The sequence below is a fragment of the Legionella wadsworthii DSM 21896 = ATCC 33877 genome (assembly GCF_000701265.1).
In the GTDB taxonomy this organism is placed as follows: domain Bacteria; phylum Pseudomonadota; class Gammaproteobacteria; order Legionellales; family Legionellaceae; genus Legionella; species Legionella wadsworthii.
The window spans coordinates 229755-251941 of sequence record NZ_KL370759.1; the positions used below are offsets into that span (position 1 = coordinate 229755).

A 22187-nucleotide genomic window follows, 5' to 3' on the forward strand; every position below is an offset into this window, starting at 1 on the left:
GCAGAGACGAGAGTGTAGGGCAGGTACGTAGAGTGTAGGACAGAGGCGTAGAGTGTAGGACAGAGACGTAGAGTTTAGGGCAGGTACGTAGAGTGTAGGGCAGAGACTTAGAGTGTAGGGCAGGGATGTTGAGTATAAGGAAGGCGTTGAATGTAAAGCAATGAATGTAGAGCGTGGGACAGTAGGATGGTAGAGCAAGACGGAAGTTGAGTGAAGGGGCTAGCTGGGTGTTGCATGTAATGCAGTACGACAAGAAAGGTAGAGCTATCTGATATTTGGCAAGTAGAGATAACTTAATTGTCTGCTGTATTATAAAGCCTACGCACCGCGGCTTGTCCGCGGTGTCCAGTATCTCTCTAGATGTCAGGATCCCGCGATCAAGTGGCAGGACATAGGAAAGGGTAGCGGGAAGTAGATGGTGTATTTTAATGAAAATTATTGTAGTCCATGGCCAGTAATTGGGAGCCCTTTTTATGGTCATTTGTGAAATAAAGCAATTCAGGAAGATTTTTTTCACACCACCGAACTGCGGTAATGACTGGGATAGTATCCTTATTATTTTGAATAGCCCACTCAGCATGTTCCAGTAGCAAACTTGCTGCATAAATTTGTGCCAACGCCAATGCAAGTTGCCTAGCACCTGCTTGTTGCTCCTCATCACTCATTTGCGACATGGACTGAATGTAATTATGTAATTTTTGCCTATCGCGTTGAATTTTCACTTGAGAATGAATGAGCTCTTGTTTTTTAATAAGACTTAATCGTTGTTTGATGTCCTCTAATAAAAATACAGCGGCATTCTCTTTGTGCATGGCGCGCAACGCATCCAGGCTTAAAATGTTGGTTGTGCCTTCCCAAATGGAAAGTACTTGAGCATTTCTTAATAACTGAGGAAGACCTGTATCTTCAATATAACCAGCGCCACCAAAAGCCTCCAGAGCTTCGCTGACTATTGAAATTGCCTTTTTTGCCGTATAAAGCTTTATGAGCGGCGTTAAAAGTCTCAATATCGCCCGTTCCTGTTCTGTCGCCTCTCCTAGCTCATCTTTTCCTAACAATTCAATGGCATGGAAAACCAAATGAAAGGACCCAGTAAATTCGACTTGCATGTTCGCCAATGTTTCCAGATGGAGTACATGCTTAGACAGAGTATGGCCGAAAGCGACACGTTTGGTTGCATAATCACGGGCAAGTGCAAGGGCTCGGCGCATGTACCCTACAGCACAACAGGCATTATAAATCCGTGTAATATTAAATAATGAGGAAATTTTCTTCACACCTTCCCCAGGTTTTCCAACCAGAAGTGCCGCGGTATTTTCAAGCGTTAATTCTGCTGTTGGCAGAGCATGGGTTCCTAATTTGTCTTTTAATCGATTGACACGGATACCATTAAGTTTACCTGTACTATCCCGAAGTTCTAAATAAAATAAACTAAGTCCTTTGCTGCCTTCCGGGGCCCCCTCGATACGGGCAAGCGTCATAGCGATTTGCGATGTTGTGGCCGAAGTAAACCATTTCACACCACTGAGGCGAAATGCAGTGCCATTGGGCTTTGCTATTGTTGAGGTGCCGCTTACATCTGAGCCACCTGTACGTTCTGTCATCCATTGGCCTGAAGTCCAGAAGTAATTTGGATTTGATGAAATTAAATGGGGAAAAGCATGTTTTTTTAAAGAATCATCTGCGTACAATTCCAAGGCGCGCGCGGCTCCGTCTGTCATCGCTAAAGGACAAGTGTATATTGCGGATGAGGGATGAAATAAGTAGAGCTTTGCAAATTGATGGATGCGAGAAAATGCACCATGCCGGCGCTCATATCCTATGGCAATGAGCTTTTCCTCAGCAGAAATTTTGTCTAGCGCTTTCCAAGCTGGAGAAACCTCGATTCTGTCGATGCGTTTACCCCAGGGATCATAAGGTATGTGCTTGGGAGGGCATGCTTCAGCCTCTTGTCCCAATTTTAAAATATCTTCAACGACGCGTTGACCGAGATAATGGAGTTCAGGCTTAATTTCAGCCAACATGGAGGAGGGCAGTTTCCATTCCAGATAAGTTTTCAGTACGCGATCTTCAGCATATTGATTGCCTAATTGAGGCGGAGTTTGAAAAAAATCGCTCATGTACCTAATCCTTTAGATGAATTTATTCCTATATTAACTGGCCGCAATGCCGTGAGCAATCAGGCAAACCTTTTGTGAAAAATTTAATTATAAGAAATGAGCGATTCTCGTTTATGGTTCAACCTGTTTCGAAACAAATTGTCGTACTTTAGTAACAGACATATAAAGTTTTTCTTATTTACTTAGTGAAAATATAAATTGAAGTTTTTTGGCAAATCTGACAAGGTATCGCTGAATTTTTGATGAAGCAACATTGTATGAAGAAAGGAGTCAAAGGTGCGTTATTACCGATTATTTACAAAGGAATTTGTTATTGCTGTTTTCATGTCGCAATTTGCGATGCCAGCATTTGCAGGAGGGTTTCAGATCAACCAGACAAGTCCTGGTTTGCAAGGCTCTGCAATGGCAGGTTCTGCAGCAGCGTTTAATGATGTCTCTGCTCTATTTAATAATCCCGCAACATTATCGACTTTACAGCAGAATCAAATTTATATTGGCGCCAGCGAATTTATTCCCCAAATCAGTATGTATGCCGGAGAGGCAAATCACACTTTTTTCGTGCCTGGTATTCCTCCATCCACAATTGAGGGGGGCGTACAAGGAGATGCTTCAGAACATAACATCAGTAATGCAGTTTTTATTCCTCAAGGCTATATTGGATGGCGTACGCCTGTTGATCAATTATCTGTAGGTTTAGCCGTGTTGGAACCTTTTTACTTATATAATAAGTATTCAGAAGATTCAGTGTTACGCTTTGCTTCGGTCAAAACAGAGATTAACTCAGTGGATATTAATCCAACTCTTTCTTATCAGTGGAATGATAGATTATCGCTGGGGGTAGGTTTTCAAGCCCAATATTTAAAAACTATCTTTTCTCATTTTGATGGAATTAACACCGGAGTCCCGCCCATTGATGCAATAATTGCAGCAAATGAACCGACACATTTGAAAAGCGATGGGTGGGGCTATGGTTATACCGTAGGCGCTTTATTTCACTGGGATCAGTTTACCCGTTTGGGGGTCAGTTATCGTTCAGAAATTAAGTCTCATCTTAGTGGACAGGGTGAACAATTCACCATTATAGGGGATGATGTCCCTTCACCTGTGACTACGTTTTTATTCAATAGTCATACTTCCGTTAGTAATCAATTTAGAACCCCCGGTGTTTTAAATGTTGGTTTGGCTCGGGATATCAATGAGTGGACGCTTAAAGCGACAGCTCAGGTGACTTTCTGGAAGTACTTAGATGATCTCATTGTATCCACTCCGAATGCCTATGAGACGGTCTATATTGTACCCATAAGATGGCGGGATACATTTTTTGGTTCTGTAGGTGCGGATTATCGTTATAATTCTTCCCTGACATTACGTGCAGGATTTGCTTATGATCAATCACCAGTCAGTTTGCAAAACCGTACTCCGCTCATTCCGGATATCGATCAATTTTGGTTAAATTTCGGATTGAGCTATTTGGTAAACAACCATTTCTCAATAGATGGTGCTTATTCCCATATCTTCATCCGTAGAGCCACTGTAAACATTGGCCAAATCAATGAAGGAGTACCCGGTATTCCAGCCCCATTAGAAGTAAACCAAGTGAATGCCAATTACAAGGGTACGGAAAATATTGTATCGCTGGGATTACGATACAGCTGCTAAGCTTTATAAGGAGATAATCGAATGAGTCAATTAAAAAAAATAATCGTGCATACCAGGAAAAAATTTTTTGTACTTTTGGGTATGTTGTCCCTATGCAGCCTGTTATCCCATGTCGCACAAGCTATCCCTTTTACTGAAATCAGCAAAGTTTATTTTTTTGGTGATAGCCTGACGGATAGTGGTTTTAATAATAACTTTACTGCGCTTCGTGGATTTCACCAGAAAGCACCAACTTTTACAACATATCATGGTTATACTTGGGCACAATATGTTGCTCATGATCTAACAGGTACTCCGCTGTTGCCGCCCGGAATAATTTTTCCCTCATTAAATGATCAGATGACCAATAATACGACTCCTCTTTTCATCGATCCCACGCAGCCAGCGCCGCCTCCAATTGTATTGTTACCTAATGGATTTAATTTTGCTTGCGGTGGAAGTAGAACGGTAGCGGAACCCGGTATTGATTTTTATTGGGCCCCCTCGGTTCAGCGCCAAATTCAACACTATTTGGCAACGGCGCCGGCAAAATTGGATCCCCATGCGGTATACTTCATTTGGGCGGGTGCAAATGATATGCTTTTTGGTATCTCTGCCCAACTTAATCCTGTGGCATTCTTGCAGTTGATTGATGTAACCACCAGTCAAATTGTACAACAAGTTGAAACGCTGGCCGCACGAGGCGCGCAAAGAATTGTTGTTCTATCGTTGCCTAATATTGGTGTAACCCCTCTGGCAAGCCAATTGGCCGCCTCTATCGGTGATCCAACGCTCCCGGCAAATTTAAAAAATCTTAGTTTTATGTTTAATTCTCTTTTAAACCAAAAATTGGGTGCAGTAAAACGGCACAGAGCAAAAATTTTGTATTTTGACACGTATTTGGCTCTGAATAATTTAATCACGAATGCAATGGCAGGAATACCCACTGTGGTGAGCGGAATACCATTTTTATTTCAAAATGTCACTTCACCAGTATGCACCGCCTCATTGGCCATTTTATGTCAGCAGACATCCAATAACTATCTCTTTGCAGATTCTGTTCATCCTACAGATATGGCGCATCGCGCATTGTCTTTAGAAGTGGAAAATCAAATAAGGTTATGGGCGTAATATAAATATACGTCGCTTTCTTTTCAATTGACTTGCCGCGTCTGGTTCGCGGCATTCAAGTCCATCTAATTTAAAAGCAGATTTTTTTTATAAATATCTTATCTGGGATTTGCCCATTATCTAATCCCTTTAAACAATGGAAATTTTTAATTTTTTTCAGTTTGCTCCTATATGGATGCCGCGAACAAGTCGCGGCAGGTAGGCGGAGTAGAGATACGACAAGTCACAGATAGGCGGAGTAGAGGTACAATAAGTCACAGGTAGGCGGAGTGGAGATACAATAAGTCACAGGTAGGCGGAGTGGAGATACAACAAGTCACAGATTGGCGGAGTAGAGATACAACAAGTCACAGATTGGCGGAGTAGAGATACAACAAGTCACAGATAAGCGGACTAAAGATACAACAAGTCGCAGGTTGGCGGAGTAGAGAGACAACAAGTCTCAGATTGGCGGAGTGGAGATACAACAAGTCACAGGTAGGCGGAGTGGAGATACAACAAGTCACAGATTGGCGGAGTAGAGATAAAAAGTCACAGGTAAGCGCAGTTTCAGAGATACCTTAAGTCGCATGTAGGTGCAGTAGGGATACTAGTCGCATGTAGGCGCAGTAGAAAGGGCTGGTTGGTGGAAGGAGAAACACGAACCAGCCGGGAAGCCAGGGAGAGTTACATTTTGAATTCCTCTGTGACTGCAGGCTCGTTCATTTCCTTTTCTTGTTTATTACTGCCTGAAAACAATCCTAATTTACTGCAAGTTGCATCATAATAAAGTCGCGCTTTCTGATATTGTCTACATACCATTTCTTGCACTGCCGTTGGCAACATGCCAATTGAACCATAAACTTTAACATTTCCTTCTGCTTTTTTATTAGAAGGATAATTTTTTACTGTATCAATTGCTTGCTGTAAATCTAGGATAAACAGATTTTCAAAATCCTCAACTAAAGTGTGTACATGGGTTAGACATAAGTGAAATCCATCAGGCCTTTGCAATAAGTTGAGTTTCCAACCTCGTTTTTCTAACTCATCAGCAATAAAGTGGGGGTTTAAGGTATCACTGCGAAAGCCTAACACGGACCATTTAGGATTACCAAAAATATAAATGTCTCTTTTTCCTAAGGCATCAGGTTTAGATAAGTGTTCCACACGCTCTTGCAGCCTTTCACGCAAGGAGATGATACTTTTGGAAATCTCTTGGTATTTTTTCGATCCATAATAGGAAAGAGTAGCGTAGATTTCTGCAATTCGTGCACCACTGGTGGATCCATCCAAAATACCAGTCGTAGTATAAAGCCCACCGGACCAGTTTAAAGCGGCATAAACAGACAAAGCAGGAGAGTTCTCGCTGAAAAGGCAAACAGAAGTGCCTTTTGGACAACAACCATACTTGTGTAAATCGGCAGAAATTGAAGTAACTCCTTTGACACGGAAATCCATAGGTTTCTTTGATGTATCCAGGAATGCTGTGAGGAACCCTCCTAAACATGCATCCACGTGCATCGGCACGCCCTTTTCTCGAGCTAGTTTACCCAATTCTTCAATAGGATCTTCAATTCCATTCATAAAGGAAGGGGCTGATCCAACAATTACTGCAGTATTACCCGAAATATATTTTTTCATTTCCTGAGCAGTAACCGCCCCAGTTTTAGGGTCGACTGGGACGGTGATTAACCGAGCTCCAGTTAAATCAGCTGCTTTTTTAAACGCTGCGTGTGCTGTTTCAGGAACAACAATTTCAGGATGTTCAATCCCTTTAGCGCGCGCATGGAGGACATAAGCGGCCATTGCTTCAATAATACTGGTAGAACCACCGTGTGTAACAAGGCCATATCCTTCTTTAGATCCGCCAAACAATCCCTGACACCAGCGAATGATTTCAGCCTGCATCGCAACAATTCTCGGCCATTTATCATGCATGGGGTTGGTCAAAGCGGTTTTCGCATAAACTTCTTTCAGTAGTTCCGTTAATTCCTTTGGGTGTACTGCATAAAGGGCGCCTGAGTCCTGACCATCTCCTTGATTGACAGTAAACTGTTTTTCTTTATGCCCATTTTTTACTGCACCAAATTTAAAAAGACATTCTTCGGGATGAATACCAAATTCTTGTAAAATGAGGCGGGGATCAGTACTTTCTTCAGGTATTTTGTCCTGAAGCGCCATCAGGGATCGTACTTTTTTTAATTTTTCTATAGTGCTTTGCAGATCTTTATTGAGTTCTTTGTCGAGATAGGCTTTTACCTGAGGTAAATTTTTCCCCATACTATAAGCTGCATCGATGATTCTTTGTTTGTAAGTGAGGTTGTTGCGCGAACGATAAGTTTGAGTCATTGCAGGATATTGCTGCCAAATAAAATAAAGCGCTGCAGTAGCGAAAACAATTTGGTGGGCAGGAGTATTCTCTAATGTGTGATCGAACTGTTCTATGCCATGGTTTAAAAGTTCGAGCAAGTAAGTCAACATATACTATATCCTTATTTAATTTTTATTGAGTGTGCATATTAATTATTTAGTTGAAGTATGTCACCATGGATCAGGATTTTGATTCATAACAGTTGTAACCTTACACTGTAATTTTTAGCTGGATGGCTTCAATGAAAAAGAGAACTTATAATCTTCTCACTTGGGTACCTCATCTTTTTTTATTTTATAAGGAAAAAGTTTTTAGAAAATTATTACCCATTATCATCATTATTATCCTTTATGCAGTAATCATCGCTTCCTATTTTGAAAATGCAACGCGCTATAACCTTGGTCAGTTCCACCTCATTTTCAGTTTTATTTTAACCATCATTATCAGTTTCAGAGTCAATACGAGCTATGCCAGATGGTGGGAAGGGAGAACTTTATGGGGTTCTATTGTGAATAATTGCCGCAATTTGGGTTTAAAGTTTGATACTTTCGTTGGCCTATACGAATATCCAGATTTTTATGAATTATTAAGCGCATTACCTACTGTTATTAAAGCACATTTGCGCAAAGAAAATGCAGAAATCCACACGATATTGCTTTCGCTATGCATACATGAGTTCGAAGGAAAACATCCAGTTCTTTTGGTTACTAAAAAAATGTATGGAATTCTCAATCAATTACGGGAAAAAAAGAAAATACAGCTGGAGCAATACCTCGCCATGGATGTTCATTTGGCCAATTTAATGGATATGACCGGGGGTTGCGAACGTATCGCAAATACTCATGTACCTCCAGCATTCGCTTTTTTTGTCAAGCAGGCATTACTTTTTTATGCGATTGTGTTTCCTTTCGGGTGGGTTGATACCTTTGGGTTTTTAATTATTCCCATGATGGTGATGATTGTTTATATTTTATTGGGTTTAGAAATCTTATCTGAGGAACTGGAAGAGCCTTTTGGAAAAGATGATAATGATTTGCCTTTGAATACTATTGCAAAAAATATTGTACGTAATGTAGATCAAATTGCAGAAGTAGAAACTGATCATCAAAAGAACTGTATCGAAAAATAAAAGTACATGAGGTGAATTTTTTAATAAAAACAATTTACTAAACTATAAATTTAGATATAAATTAAAGGCACAGGTCTGTGAAAAATTTATAAAGCCCTGGAGCTGCACTGTTTATCCCTGAGATAAGGAGTCTCAAATGATAAAAAATAATACAGCGATTCAAGAACGCTGCCTAGTTCATCCCAATAAACGTATTTCTTGGACTGCTGTCTTTGTAGGTGCCCTAACTGCACTTGGTCTTAGTTTTTTGTTCAATCTTTTTGGAATTGCTATAGGATTGAGCGCTTTTAAAACGATGAGTAATGGTTCAATTATTGTTGTGATAGGCGGCATGCTTGGAATTATAGTTGGAATTGTGGTTTCTACAATCATTGCAGGTTATACAGCGGGTTATTTGGGACGCCTGTATTGCCCTGAACGAAATTTGGGTATCATTTATGGCTTTACTACCTGGGTTCTCGCTTTAATTCTAGGCGCTGCACTCATCGGTTTATTAAGCCAATATGTGGTCACTTACACAAATTCTGTGTCTCGTACAGTCGTGGCTATGCCCATAACAGTGAATCAAATATCCACCCCTGTGGGTACTACCAAAATCTCATCTTTAAATAAGAATGGCCAGCAAGAAGCTGTAGTAGAGGTTAATGTGACTCCAGCAAATCTTGCCTCAGGTGCATTTATCATCTTTTCTTTATTTTTGCTCGGAGCAATATTTAGCTGTGTCGGTGCCAGTTGGGGAATGCACTGCAGACGAGACGATGAAATTATAGAAAATGTCTAAACTGTACCGCCTGCATTCAAAATAAAGTAGGCGGTAAGCGTTTTATCTACTGGAAAAAACGCTGAATCATCAGAATCTATTCTCAATTTATAGTCTTTTTATTAGTAAGTTTCTTTTGACAGATTCAGCCCATCCTGGAATTTTGCCTATTGCAAAATAAGCGAACTCATCCTGAACCAAGACAGTTTAAACCATCCATCAATCAAAAAAACATCCCAGATGAAAATATGAGCACAGAATTTTTGTAGGTAACAGTCTATTTAGATAGATATTTATATTAAAATGACCCAACTAAACTAAAATGCAGGGAGATAATGATTCAAATCCTTCTTTCAATTTTTCAACGAATACCATTACTCCTTTTTCTATTTTGTGGGATGTCTGCTTTGGTTTACGCTGATGCTTTTTCACATAAGAGGAACCATACCTCTGTATCCCACGTGACCCAAACCAAAACTCATGCGCATCGAGAAATCATCGTGTTGGTACATGGTCTGATGCGTACATCGCTGAGTATGTTGCCATTAAAAAACTACCTCCAAAGACAAGGTTATGAAGTTTACTCTTATAATTATCCTTCCGCGAAGTATGGCATTAAAGAACATGGTATTTCTTTGAATTATTATATTGTGCATTTGATGGAAAAAAATCCTGGGGTTAAAATAAATTTTATTACCCATAGCCTTGGAGGCATTATTACTCGGGAGGCATTGGCTCATTTCTCATCAAAACAATTAAAAAATATAGGCAGTCTTATTATGCTCGCTCCGCCGAATCAAGGTTCGACTATGGCAAAATGGTCTACAGAAAAATTTCCCCTCTTCACATCGACCATTAAACCTTTGGTTGAATTAAGCTCTGCTCAAACATCCTACGTCCATTTTGTGCCTGTACCCAAAATCAAAATAGGAATAATTGCGGGGCGCTATGATGCGAAAGTACCCCCTGAATATACACGGTTAGAGGGTCAAGAAGCGCCGATGATTGTTGATTCGACGCATACTTTTATCATGAACAATAAACTCACAAAGCAATTAATTATGAGTTTTCTAAAAGAAGGTACTTTTTCATCGAAGAGGAAACCGTGATAGTGGTTTTAAAAGGTTTGCGATTTTAAATTTTGTTTGCAGGATAAATTGTGGCTCCTCTTCATCAGAGCTCCTGCACTTCCATTACTTGTATTTTTTGATTCAAGTGGCAGGAGAAATCAGCAAAAATAATTAAAATTTTAATGTTTAATCAATAATACAGGTGTTTTAGAAATGCGCATGATTTCCTCTGCGACACTGCCACTGAGTAAATGATGGATTCCGCGACGGCTATGAGTGCCAATGACAATTAAATCAGCAGAAAATCCTTTTGCTTCATCAATTAATTTTTCAGCTATTTGAGGTTTTGACGGGGTGAGTTCAGTAAGTTTCATATCAAATTCCACTTTCGATCGGCTTAGAATTTTTTTCATTGAATTTAATACCTGTTGACCTTGTTGCTTTGTGAGCTCAACAAAAGATTCGCGATCGACATCCCCTTCATAGAGTGTATCTACTATATGAATCACACATATTTTTGATTTTTGATTTTTCGCAAGTTTAATTGCTTCTTTTAATGCCAGGACTGACGCTTCAGAATCATCCACTGCCACCATAATTTGTTTGTACATATATTAGACTTCCTTGTTTGGTATTGATTATTTAATTATATATTAGCTTAGCTGATAAGGATCCATTCTTGATACATTATTATAATTTTTATGCAGCAGATATTGGCATATAAATACCGCATAATTTCATCCTGGAGTTATAAGCGGCTACTCACAATCGGTTGTAATTTTTTTTGAAGATTGATAGAGTTGAAAAATAAAATAGGGAGTTCTTGATTGGATTCAGCCTTGACATATTTTGGCTTTAGGATAGGAAGAATTGTGTTTTTAAATTTTAAAAAAATGAGTTGCCTTCTGTTCTTGCTGGGATTAAATTCCTCCATCGCCTTCTCAGCAGGTCACCATCATAATAAAAAAGAAAAGCCTAATCCTATAAATGGCTATGGGTTAGTCCAATTGGGTGGTTATTGGGGCCATCAAGGCCAAGCGCAGCATATTAATATTGAAGGGCTCATTGGAGATGAGTTCACCGTTACCGATCATACCGGGGAAAATTATTTAGTTGGCCTGGGTTATATGGTGAATGCATATCATAATCCAAATTTTGATTTAGCCTATGGATTGAATGCTTATTATCTTGCTAAAACCTCGGTTCATGGTTCTGTAATACAAGAAGATTTATTTGAAAATTTATCTTACCATTATGATGTGGACCATATTCCAATTTACATTATGGCTCGTGCAGCCATAAATACCAAAAATCCGAATTATGGAATAATCATTGATGCAGGTGTAGGACCTAATATACTCACTGCACGTCACTTTAGGGAGGAGTCGCTAGATAATCAAACAATTCCAGATCACATCTATTCCCGGGATACAATTACGCAGTTTAGCGCCACTGCAGGAATAAATATTAAATTCAATCGATCTTTCTTTACCCTCCCCGTTGAATGTGGATATCGCTTTTTTTATTTAGGAAAAGGCAATTTCAATTCACTGTCTGATCAAGTATTTGATTCCCTAAGCACAGGCGACAGCTATGCAAATGCATTGATGTGTGGATTAGAAATTTAATTTATTTTCCTGTCTGGGCGTTTTATCCAAAGAATCAGCCATTTTCCTTCATTTGTTTTTTCAAGGCAGACAACTGTACCCGGCACGTAGGAAATTATTGATTTATTCTCATCAAGGAGAACGAGTTTACCAATCAATTTACATAAAAAGGGCATGTGGCCGACAAGCAGTATGTTGTGTTGGTGCTTGTTGATTTCATCTGCAAAAAAATTTACATCATCGAGCGGTCCCAAATTGGGGTAAAACTCAATTTTTGAAATAGACAAAAGAGGAGCCAAAATAGTTGCTGTTTGTTCCGCTCTATTTTTTCCACTGTGGATTATGTGATTGATCTCTATTTTATGTTTAGAAAGAAAATGTCCCAATTTTTCGATGTCAGTAATTCCTTTGTCACTCAGGGGTTGATCAGGGTCGACTTCTTTGTCCAGACTTTCCCCATGTTGAACCAGATAAATTTTCATGGCGGCTCCTTCTGCCCAAAATAATTTTTATAGTATAGCTTAACAGGACAAAAGTCTGCATTCATTGATGTTTGCACAATCATTTAAAATCAATGTGATAATTTGACGAAACAATAAGAAAATTTAAAAACTTTATTGATCTATAATTGTTTGTTTATGACATTTATATACGATTTTACCTGAAGACAGTTCAGTAATTTCTCCTTCAACACCTGATTGTTCCAAATCGCATTTTTCACTTAAATGTATTTTCAAAAAATTAATGTCTTTCCCTGTTACGGTGGAAATAACATTATTCTCTATCCGAATAGTGGCTTGATAGAGATCTTTTTCCATACCCGAGTTCATCTTCAAATCCTCAAACTAATGGCTCTATATAAATTATAGTGCAACTCCTGTTTAAATTCAGAAAAGTGAACCCTTAACAGAATGTGGAACAGGGGGTAAATCAATTTTAATCTTACCGCCCCAAGCAAGCCGCAGGGCATTAATTATGGCTAATGCATCAATGACTTCTTGAAGAATTGCCCCTGTTACCGGGTTAATGAATCCAACAGCGGCAAAACTCATGCCGATGATACTGAGAACCATTCCCCCAATAGCACTTTGTAAAGCGATTTTACGGACATTTAAACTGAGGTGAATGAGTTCATCCACTTTTTTTAAATTATTTTCCATAATGACGACACCTGCTGCTTCTGAAGTAATATTACTTAATTGACCAAATGCGATACCCACAGTTGCTGCAGTAAGCGCAGGAGCGTCATTTATCCCATCACCCATAAAAACAGTAGGCGCTTTTTTTCGTTCTTCGCGGACAATTGCGAGTTTTTGTTCAGGACTTTGTGAGGCACGGATTTCTTTCACATTAAGTTGTTTTGCCAAATAATTTACTTCGGATTCCCGATCACCTGATACGAGCATTATTTTATTAAATTGATGGGAAGGGGTTAAATGACTGATGAATGATTTTCCTTCTTTTCGAGGTGCATCATGAAAAACCAGAGAAGCTGCAAAGTGATCATCATACACGATGATGCACTCCAATCCAGGAGATTCGGGTGGAAGCACATTGGCACTCTGGGGAGAATAGCGTAAAAATTTATTACGGCTTGTTACATGCACTTTATGGCTTGCAATGACTCCGGTTAACCCTTGTCCCGGTTTTTCGGATACTAGTGATGTTTCAAGTAGCTTTAAATGACGTGCTTCAGCTGCAGCAAGAATTGCGGGCGCAAGAGGATGTTTCGAGTAGCGCTCAAGACTGGCTGCAAGCTGTAAAACATAATCGCTGCTTAGAGATGAATTTTGAGCAAGATGGATATCGGAAAGAGAGGGTTTACCATAGGTTAAGGTACCCGTTTTATCAAAAATAGCAGTTCGACATGTAGGTAGCCGTTCCAGGGCTGTCGGATCGCGAATAATAATGCTTAGCTTGGCTGCCATCGATATCGCACTAATTAATGTTATTGGAATGGCAATAAGTAAAGGACAGGGGGTGGCAATGACTATCACAGCAAGAAAGCGCATTTCATCTCCTGTTAAATACCAGGCAGCCCCCGCAAATAATAACGCAAATGGAGCAAATATGGCTCCAATTTGATCGCCAAGACGTCTTAGAGAGGGTTTTTTTTGTTCTGCTTCCTTAAGTACTTCGACAATTGTTGCATAACGTGAATCAGAGGGTAACCTGTCAGCGTGAATTGTTAGAGGAGAGTCCCCATTAATTGCGCCTGAAATGACTGGAGTTCCAGGGGCTTTTGATATCATAAAAGGTTCACCGGTAAGGTATGATTCATCCATGACGCCATGTCCTTCGACCACAGTTCCATCAACAGGGCAAATTTCATAGGGAAAGATGACCAAACTATCGCCGATACCAATTTCATTTAAAGTAATTTCTTCAATTTGATCTTGTATTTTTCGATGGGCTATCGTTGGAGAGCGCGCAGCAAGCGCCATTAGAATAGATGAAGCTTTACGCATTGCAAATTGCTCTAAGGTTTGTCCTCCTGCCAACATGAGAATGATGAGTGCTACTGCAAGGTACTCATGAAGCAGCGTTCCTGTTACTAAAGCAATGGCGGCTAAAGCATCTGCACCTAAATTTCCATGCACTAATTTGAATAATATTTGTAAAAATAGGGGAATTCCACCTGCGATAATAAGGAAGAGTAAAGGAATCTCTGCATAGGGCCAATGCAATATTTTTAATGTGATATAAATTAAAATTGTGATTAATGAGAGAACCACTAGAATCATCTTCCATTGGGATGTCGAGGGAAGCGATGGCAATTTAATCCCTTAAAATATTTTATATTTTAATATTAGTTAATGGAATTGAGACGTCAAGTTAGAAAATAATATCAGTGTTTCAATGTGTTGTCATTCCCGCATAGGCGGACTCTATTTCTCAAGCAAGGTACGGGATTGCTTAGGGATGGATTCCCGCCTACGCGGGAATGACAACCAAATAAAATATCCCCTCCTGTCATCTCGTGCAGGCGGAACTTCATTTATCAAGCGGTATGCATTACTTGAAGGATGGAATTCTGCCTGCGCAGGAATGGCAATTAACGATTCAATAACAACATGTTTTCTCCTGTCATTCCCGCGCAGGCGGGAATCCATTTCTCAATTGGTACGGGATTATTTAAAGATAAATTCTTGCCTGCGCAGGAATAACAATATTGTTCGATGTATAACATCCTTCCTGTCATCCCGTAATATCAGTGTTTCAAAGTGTTGTCATTCCCGCATAGGCGGACTCTATTTCTCAAGCAAGGTACGGGATTGCTTAGGGATGGATTCCCCGCCTGCGCGGGAATGACAACTAAATAAAATATCCTCTCCTGTCATCCCGTGTAGGTGGGACTCCATTTCTCAAGTGGTATGAGATTATTTAAAGAGAAATTCCCGCTTACGCGGGAAATTTTACCATAAATAATATCAGCACTTGTTCGATGACCTAGGTGCTCTTGATTTAATTACAAAGTTTTTTGAACGTTGCAACCAGGCTATTAGGATTGGAGACAGGTAAGTCAGTATCAGCGCTCCACATTATGGCTCCTTTAAGCTGTTTGCGCTGAATAAAACGACATACCGCCTTGACTACATCAGGAGATTGATAGCCAATAAATTGTTTTGATGTAGGATTGTAAAGATAAGAACCAGTGATGAATGAATTATTATCTTCATCCAAAGCATTAATGTGATACATCGAATAAGGTAGGTGGCTTACCAATTTTTCAACTGCCTTATAAGGTAATAGTCCATCTTGTGAAGAATACTCAGAAGCAAAATGGCTGGCACCTGACCAAGGCTGTTCAAAACCAGGAAGGGAAGGGTTATCACCCGCTTCAACTCCTGAAAAGCCACGACCATATGCTGCAAGACCTACTTGTAATTTTTCCTTAGGCATTCCATACCCCAGCACTTGGTCTGTGATGGAATCTGTTGCATAGTTAATTGCAAATTCATCTTTGCGGCCCGTATCGGGTTGCTTTAAATAAGCATGTACTGCGGTATAAGGATCGCTACTATGCGACCATGGCCCGTGTAAATCGTAAGTCATTAAATTCACACTGTCGGCATAATTTGCTATCTGTTTAAACCAACCCCCGTCAACCGATTGATTGATTGTTTCCAAATATTCTTTATTTACCGTGATGGTTACAGAAATGTAAGCATCTTTGCCTAAAACCTGGCGGCTTTTTTTCACGAGGTTAAAAAGATTTTTATAGTCTGTTAAGGTATTCGCATCAGGAGGTAATTGGCCGCCCGTTTGCAGATCGATGGGCGGTTCGAAATCATAGTCTATTCCCTTTAAATTATGGAAATGATTCATCCAGGATTTAAATTGGTTTAAAAATTTATCTTGATTAGAAAATATCGCAGCAAAAGTTGCTGTACTAATGCCCTTATTCTCAATGGTATTGGCTCCACCTACGGCAATAATTCGTTTTCCGGTATATTTCTTGGAATGTATGAATGCTCCAAAACTGTTAAGCTGTCCTACTCCTTTTTGATCAGAATAGTTGAATAGTTCTTTTTGTCCCGTGTTTCCATTCATTTGTACCGATGTACATGCACCTTGATTTGCGGAACAAAAGTCGAGGAAATCTTTAGTTTCAGGTGGCAAGGGCGATATCCAGGAACCTTCTAACGGCAATTCACCCCAAAGATCGGAAAAGTGCATGAAACCATCCCAACTCGAGGGGATTTGATATTGAGCCTGATTGGGATCTTTGCTGTTCCATACTTGTAAGAAACTCCAAACAAGTACATCCGCTTTATTAAATTGAGCCACCATGTCCGGGTTGGAAACATAAGTTAATTGACCATAAGGTTTCCCTATTTTATAAGCCCCGTCGTATTCATAAGGGTTTTGACCATACATAGACCAATTGGTGGTGTATAAAGTTAAAGCTGCATTCACTGTCGTGGGTATGAGGGTAACAGCAAAAAAGGTTAAACGCATCATTTTATTTAATAAAGCCATTTTGGTTCTCCAATATACAAGTGGTTAAATTTTAATGCTTGTCGATGGAAAGTAACCACTGACATTTATGACAGGGGTCATAAAGTCAGCAATTGGTGTTCTAATGCCTTAGCCAAGGATTGGTATTTATTCTTGGCGCCCAATTTTTTATTGATTTTTTGAATATGGAAATTGACGGTGCGTTCACTGATTTCCAGCCGTTGCGATATTTCGCGAACAGAGAGTTGTTCTGCGATCAACAACAAACATTGAATTTCCCTTTGAGTCAAATGAAATGCATCTTTTTCACTTACTTGATTTAAAAGGTGGGTTTGCATGTAATGGTAATAGTGATGCGCCGCAACAAAGAATTCATATTGCGCGCCGCTTTCTTGTAGATGACACTGCTGATTTTGCATTTGGACCAATAATAAAATAGCAAAATTGTTATGTGGCCCATGAATAGGGATTGATAGTCCTGCTTCTGCGCCAAATGCAATAGAGTCCTCCCGCATTTTTCGCTCTGATACACTGGTTGCTTGCGCCAATTGCTGTTTTAAATTCCAATAAATCGGTAAATGATTGTTATAGACAAAATTTAAAGTACTGTCGATATGATGGTACTGCTCAGCCAGGTAGTGCTGATGCCATAATTTGAAATTGGCAGAACACATGTCATATTTCAAATGATTGGCTGAATGGGGATGATATGTATAGTAAGTAAAGGAACAGGTAGTAATCCCTTTTTTATGTAAATAGTTAAAAAGTGCGTTATCACAATCAGTTAAAGAGGAAGCTTGCACCAGTTCATTTTCCAAGCTCAAGAGTGTATTAATCATAAGAGTTCATCATTTTGCAGGTCATGAGTACCAGGGGTGTATTTAAAATAAAAATAAAAAGAAAATAGTTGGAATATCCAAATTTTTGCTCAATCCAGCCACTTAATGCACCAAAAATAACATAACTGAGCGCCATGGCAGAAGTACAAATAGTGTACATGGACATGGGATATTCGCTTTTATTAGCAATCTTTAAGAGATACCCCATATAACTCCCATTGGCTAAGCCGACAGTGAATTGATTCGATAAGACGACAAAATAAAGTAAAGCAGAGCTGGCAGGGGCATAGGGAAATAACAGATAGAGCAAGTGGCCTAAGAGCAAAAGAATGGTGATTATTTTTAAGCATTTCTCGAGTGCATAACGGGTAATAAGCCATCCCGAAATAAAAATGCCGAGCATTAAGAACATACCGCCTAGAACCCCGTAAAGTTGTCCCACTTGAGTTAAATTAAGTCCTAATCCTTCTTTATCTAATAAAAATAGGGGAACTACTTTCTGCATCTGTGCTTCAGAAATATTGTATAAAAAAATGAAAAAAAGAATGGGATAAGTTTTAGTATTGAGAACAATTGTTTTAAAAACGTGAGCATAATTCAGCTTGGATGATTCTATTTGAATCTTTTTTTCAGGCAATCTGGATTGATGAAATAAAGTAAGTCCTAATCCGAGGATAAATAAACTTAAGAAAAAGAAACGCCAAACATTAATGTGATAGTGCACCGCCAGGCTGCTTATAAATGCCAGCAATCCCCCTTTTATAATTAATCGGCCCATTTGGTAGAAGAAGCTACGCAAGGCGACATATCTTTTTTGTTCTTCATTATTGAGATGAAGTAAATAAATGCCATCAGAAACAATATCATGTAAGGAAGAAATAAGAGCAAGTACTGCAAAAATTAAGGAGCTAAAAAATAGAGAAAAAGGATCAGCGCAAAATGCTAAAAAGAAAAAAAGTACAGTTAAAGCTCCTTGAGAACAAAGAGTTAATTTTCTTTTAGTCGCCAGATGTTCTAAAAAAGGAGCAAATATTGGTTTAATTGTCCAAGGGATCATGAATAGACTGGTTAAAAGCGCAGTCGCTGTATTAGACATTCCATACTGCTGATACATGAGGGTAGCAATTAAAGTAACAACTACATAAGGCAGACTTTGAAAAAAATAAAGACTGGCTATCCATTGAGTATTTTTTGTAGGAACTAAGTTGAACACCGGATATTCCCATCTATTGCCCTGCAAGATTGTAACATAAATGGTCAATAAAGAAAAATTAAGTACATTCTAGTTTTCGTCGTCTTCTTCGATCCAGCAATAACTGGGTCCCCCAGGAGGTTTAGGACGGATGGATAGAGGGGTAGGATGAAATACTGCTTTATTTTCATTTCTTGTGTAGCGTGCTGCTTCTTTTTTTCGATTGATAACTACTGTTTTACTAACGGTATCGATTAAATTCTTTTCTTGATAAATAAAAAAAAGAGTATTGTCTTTGATGCGATCATCTAATTCGCATTTTTGAGTAACAAACAAATAAGCATCGTTTCGGATATGAAAATTGGCAATGTTTATTTTTTGAGTGGAAGGGGTTGACTGAATCATCAAATGAATTGGCAATTGAGCCAAAGCCAGATCACCATTACCTTCTGCATACTTGGCATACGAAATGGATATATGGGCTCTGTTTGATTCATGAACCAATTCAGAATCGTCATAAACTCTAAAAATTATTTTTTGTTTTTCCAGATCTGCGTCTGCAATTTTTTGAGCCAGAAATATTCGAGAGTCATATAAATCGTAAAACTCGGCAATTGCTTTTTCCTCTCCTCGTGCAAATTGCTCCGTTATTTTGTATTGCATGATAAGAAATAGATTTTGATAAGTAATCAATTATATCATAATATGGCCATAATAAGATCAAAATGAAATATGATTTTAACTTCTACGTATCTTGATGCGCCTTGGTAAATTCATAAATTTCAGGAATAATGACCTGACGGAATTTTTTCCCATTAAATAAACCATAATGACCAACACCTTGAGCTAGGAAATATTTTTTTAAAGAATCAGGCAAATTCCTGCACAAACTTAATACGGATTTTGTTTGACCTACGCCAGTGATGTCGTCTCTTTCACCCTCAATTGCTAAAATAGAGGTATTCTTTATATCCTGCAAACGGACGTTATGGCCACGTGACTTATACCGTCCTGTTGTTAATAATTTTTCTTGAAAAACAGTATTTATTGTTTGCATGTAGAATTCAGCAGTCAGATCCATTGTTGAAAAATATTCAAGGTAGAATTTAATTATCTTAAATGCTTCTTCTTTTTGATTTTCTGCATAGCGATCCACTGCTTTCTGCAAGGATTCCACATGGCGTTGAAAATTCATGCTCATAAATCCTGCCAATTGCATAAATCCAGGATATACAAGACGCATTGCACCAGGAAAACGAGAAGGCACAATGGAGATCACGTTTTGTTGGAACCAATCATCCCCGCGAGATGATGCCAATATATTGACTGAAGTAGGAGATTGACTGGTATCTATAGGTCCACCTAGCAATATAGCGGAACGCGGGAGATTTGGTGAATTATTGGTCGACATAAGGGCTACAGCGGCTAAAACAGGTACTGTAGGCTGGCAAACTGCCATAATATTTAAATTCGGTGCAAGTAAATTTAAATAAGAAATAATGTAATCAATAAAGTCATCCAAGTCGAATGAACCCTCGACCAAGGGAACATCGCGAGCATTTTTCCAGTCGGTAATATAGACATCGTATAAGGGAAGTAAATTTTTTACTGTATCTCGTAATAATGTTGCATAATGACCCGACATAGGGGCTACAACGAGCATTTTTGGGAGTTGTAGTTGATCCCCCTGTACTTTTTTAAAACGAATTAGATGACAAAAGCTTTTCTTATCTATAAGCTCTTCTTGTATATCATAATATTCATCATTGATCTTCACCTCATTAATTTCAAATTTTGGCTTGTCATAAACATTAGTCATCATATGAAATATATAGGAGTAACCAGATAATCTACGAAAATGGCTTGAGGTGGTTTCTAAAGATTTTTTTAAGGTACTGTTGTCATCTTCAGACATATAAGGAATGCGTACAGGTAAATTAATATTGTCAGAAATCCTGCGGTATTTTTTTGATAAATTGGCAAAATAATCTGAATAAGGCTGAAGCAGACGCATATTAAAATCATAAATATTGTAAAGGTACCGATTATCAAGAGGATTAAAAATCATTTACATACCTCACACTTTGAAATTTTTTTATAGAATGCACCAATGGGGTGCATCAGAATACTAAAGTAATATACATAAATCCCAAAAATAGCAAATTCTCTTGCCCGAAGGATTGAACTATACCTGGGAGTAATAATAAGTATCCCTAATCTCTTCGTGTAGCTCTGTCGCCGGTATTCCCGCTTTAAAAGGGGGAATGAGCAATTGAGCGCTCATAAGCCGTTGTTTGAGAATGTCTATAAGATTAAAGGTACTTTTGTCAGATTTGCCGTAAAACTCAGCATTCAAGTGAGATTTCAATTCTTCAGCTTGTACTGCCGAGTCCAGGGTTATTGCATTAAAAGATTCGCTTAAAGCCTCCTCCAGTAAATGCGGATTTTGCGCCATATTTTTTTCTGCTGTAGTCATTGCGAGACAAAAACCATCAAGCATAGATTGGCTGATTGAGTCTTTTTCTGACATATTGAATAAATCAGAAATTACGGTATGAGGTAAAAGAGGAGCTACTAATTTATCAAATGGTAATGCATAGCCATGACGGTAATGATCCCGGTAAGTTTGACCAAAAAAAGAATAATCTATTTTTTTAGTTGGGGAAAAAGAAGGATCATCCAAGGGCAAGGTATCCACATGACGCCCTTTGTAACTCAGGATACCAGAACATCCGAAGTCAACAATAGCTGCTTTTTTTACATTATCTAAACCAAGACAATACCCGGAATTCAGTAACTTGGAGTTTAATAAATCCCATAAATTAAACACTAAGGCAACTGCATATAATTGTCCTAGTATTTTTGCTTCTTCAGCGGATAGCGCCAAATGAGCTCTTCTGGGTAACAATTCTCGCTCAAAGAGAGATTCTTTTTGGACCTCCTCTTTTTGGGCTAGAAACTCAGAGAAACTTTGAATGAATTTCGAAATCACACCTATAGTCTGGTCTTTATCTACATGAAAATAATTTTCTGGGACTACTAAAATACCTGCAAACATTTTTTGCGCCATTCGAGGAATAAGTACCTCAAGGAAGGCACTTTCAAGTTTGATTGAATAAACATGGTTTATGGAGTCAAGCGATGGCTTCTTTAATTCCTCACTTGAAAGATATCCCCTAAATACATCCTCTACGGTTAATGCATCGGGATGTTTTATTAAATAAAAAGCATCAAACTGATCCCGTAATATACTTTTTTTGGTGATTCCTTTAGTCAAGGAAGAGGCAATTTTCTCAGGCAGTTCATCTTTTTTTACCTCAAGAAGTTCAATATTAGGATGAAGTTTTGGCATGTTTCATCTCCTTGAAAATGCAAATCAATGTCTCATT

Annotated in this window: 18 protein-coding genes; 6 read left to right on the forward strand and 12 right to left on the reverse strand. The window is 38.7% G+C overall.

The genetic code is table 11. The features are described 5' to 3' along the window. Positions 1 to 425: 425 nt before the first annotated feature. Positions 426 to 2120 (reverse strand): acyl-CoA dehydrogenase family protein, encoded by a 1695-nt coding sequence (locus BU07_RS0107130; protein WP_031564674.1) that lies wholly within the window; start codon positions 2118 to 2120, stop codon positions 426 to 428. Positions 2121 to 2396: 276 nt separating this feature from the next. Between BU07_RS0107130 and BU07_RS0107135 the strand changes: the two genes are divergently transcribed. Then, positions 2397 to 3779 carry an OmpP1/FadL family transporter gene (locus tag BU07_RS0107135; RefSeq protein WP_031564676.1) on the forward strand — a complete coding sequence of 461 codons (1383 nt, stop codon included), beginning with the start codon at positions 2397 to 2399 and terminating at the stop codon, positions 3777 to 3779. 21 nt (positions 3780 to 3800) lie between these two features. Beyond that, complete coding sequence (locus tag BU07_RS0107140) at positions 3801 to 4889, forward strand: SGNH/GDSL hydrolase family protein (protein ID WP_031564678.1); 1089 nt, start codon at positions 3801 to 3803, stop codon at positions 4887 to 4889. A 666-nt stretch (positions 4890 to 5555) separates the two neighbouring features. Here the strand turns inward: BU07_RS0107140 and BU07_RS0107145 are convergent. After that, entirely contained in the window at positions 5556 to 7349 is a 1794-nt protein-coding gene (locus BU07_RS0107145) for a pyridoxal phosphate-dependent decarboxylase family protein (protein WP_031564681.1), read from the reverse strand. A gap of 131 nt (positions 7350 to 7480) precedes the next feature. Here BU07_RS0107145 and BU07_RS0107150 point away from each other — a divergent pair, with 131 nt between their 5' ends. The 3 genes from BU07_RS0107150 (at position 7481) to BU07_RS0107160 (ending at position 10237) form a co-directional block, all read left to right on the forward strand. Then, on the forward strand, positions 7481 to 8368 hold the full coding sequence (locus tag BU07_RS0107150; RefSeq protein ID WP_031564683.1) for a bestrophin family protein: 888 nt from the start codon (positions 7481 to 7483) through the stop codon (positions 8366 to 8368). Between the two features lie 136 nt (positions 8369 to 8504). Next, a complete protein-coding gene (locus tag BU07_RS0107155; protein ID WP_031564685.1) occupies positions 8505 to 9149 on the forward strand; it encodes a hypothetical protein in 645 nt (214 codons plus the stop codon). 314 nt (positions 9150 to 9463) lie between these two features. Further along, a complete protein-coding gene (locus BU07_RS0107160) occupies positions 9464 to 10237 on the forward strand; it encodes an esterase/lipase family protein (protein ID WP_031564688.1) in 774 nt (257 codons plus the stop codon). A gap of 140 nt (positions 10238 to 10377) precedes the next feature. Here BU07_RS0107160 and BU07_RS0107165 read toward each other — a convergent pair whose 3' ends face one another. Next, positions 10378 to 10809, reverse strand: coding sequence for a universal stress protein (locus BU07_RS0107165; protein WP_031564690.1), 432 nt, complete (start codon positions 10807 to 10809; stop codon positions 10378 to 10380). Between the two features lie 261 nt (positions 10810 to 11070). Between BU07_RS0107165 and BU07_RS0107170 the strand changes: the two genes are divergently transcribed. Beyond that, the gene (locus BU07_RS0107170; protein ID WP_031564693.1) at positions 11071 to 11826 is read left to right on the forward strand and encodes a hypothetical protein; all 756 of its coding nucleotides are present in this window, start codon (positions 11071 to 11073) and stop codon (positions 11824 to 11826) included. On the opposite strand, the gene sixA is transcribed toward BU07_RS0107170, so the two are convergent. From sixA to BU07_RS0107225, 9 genes are all read right to left on the reverse strand, one after another. After that, a complete protein-coding gene (sixA, locus tag BU07_RS0107175) occupies positions 11823 to 12287 on the reverse strand; it encodes a phosphohistidine phosphatase SixA (protein ID WP_031564696.1) in 465 nt (154 codons plus the stop codon). The two genes, BU07_RS0107170 and sixA, sit on opposite strands and share 4 nt — an antisense overlap. Positions 12288 to 12419: 132 nt before the next feature. Continuing rightward, positions 12420 to 12635: a hypothetical protein gene (locus tag BU07_RS0107180; protein ID WP_031564698.1), complete on the reverse strand. Its 216-nt coding sequence runs from the start codon at positions 12633 to 12635 to the stop codon at positions 12420 to 12422. Between the two features lie 57 nt (positions 12636 to 12692). After that, on the reverse strand, positions 12693 to 14549 hold the full coding sequence (locus BU07_RS0107185; protein ID WP_115262298.1) for a heavy metal translocating P-type ATPase: 1857 nt from the start codon (positions 14547 to 14549) through the stop codon (positions 12693 to 12695). A 721-nt stretch (positions 14550 to 15270) separates the two neighbouring features. Next, positions 15271 to 16788 (reverse strand): glycosyl hydrolase family 18 protein, encoded by a 1518-nt coding sequence (locus BU07_RS0107200; protein ID WP_031564702.1) that lies wholly within the window; start codon positions 16786 to 16788, stop codon positions 15271 to 15273. Positions 16789 to 16865: 77 nt separating this feature from the next. After that, complete coding sequence (locus BU07_RS0107205) at positions 16866 to 17606, reverse strand: helix-turn-helix transcriptional regulator (protein ID WP_031564704.1); 741 nt, start codon at positions 17604 to 17606, stop codon at positions 16866 to 16868. After that, positions 17599 to 18819: an MFS transporter gene (locus BU07_RS0107210; protein WP_031564706.1), complete on the reverse strand. Its 1221-nt coding sequence runs from the start codon at positions 18817 to 18819 to the stop codon at positions 17599 to 17601. Before BU07_RS0107210 ends, BU07_RS0107205 begins: the two co-directional genes overlap by 8 nt. Before the next feature lie 69 nt (positions 18820 to 18888). Further along, positions 18889 to 19491: a hypothetical protein gene (locus BU07_RS0107215; protein WP_242601846.1), complete on the reverse strand. Its 603-nt coding sequence runs from the start codon at positions 19489 to 19491 to the stop codon at positions 18889 to 18891. A 52-nt stretch (positions 19492 to 19543) separates the two neighbouring features. Then, positions 19544 to 20866 (reverse strand): polyhydroxyalkanoate depolymerase, encoded by a 1323-nt coding sequence (phaZ, locus tag BU07_RS0107220; RefSeq protein ID WP_031564711.1) that lies wholly within the window; start codon positions 20864 to 20866, stop codon positions 19544 to 19546. Positions 20867 to 20983: 117 nt separating this feature from the next. Further along, positions 20984 to 22150, reverse strand: coding sequence for a hypothetical protein (locus BU07_RS0107225; protein ID WP_031564712.1), 1167 nt, complete (start codon positions 22148 to 22150; stop codon positions 20984 to 20986). Between the last annotated feature and the right edge of the window lie 37 nt (positions 22151 to 22187).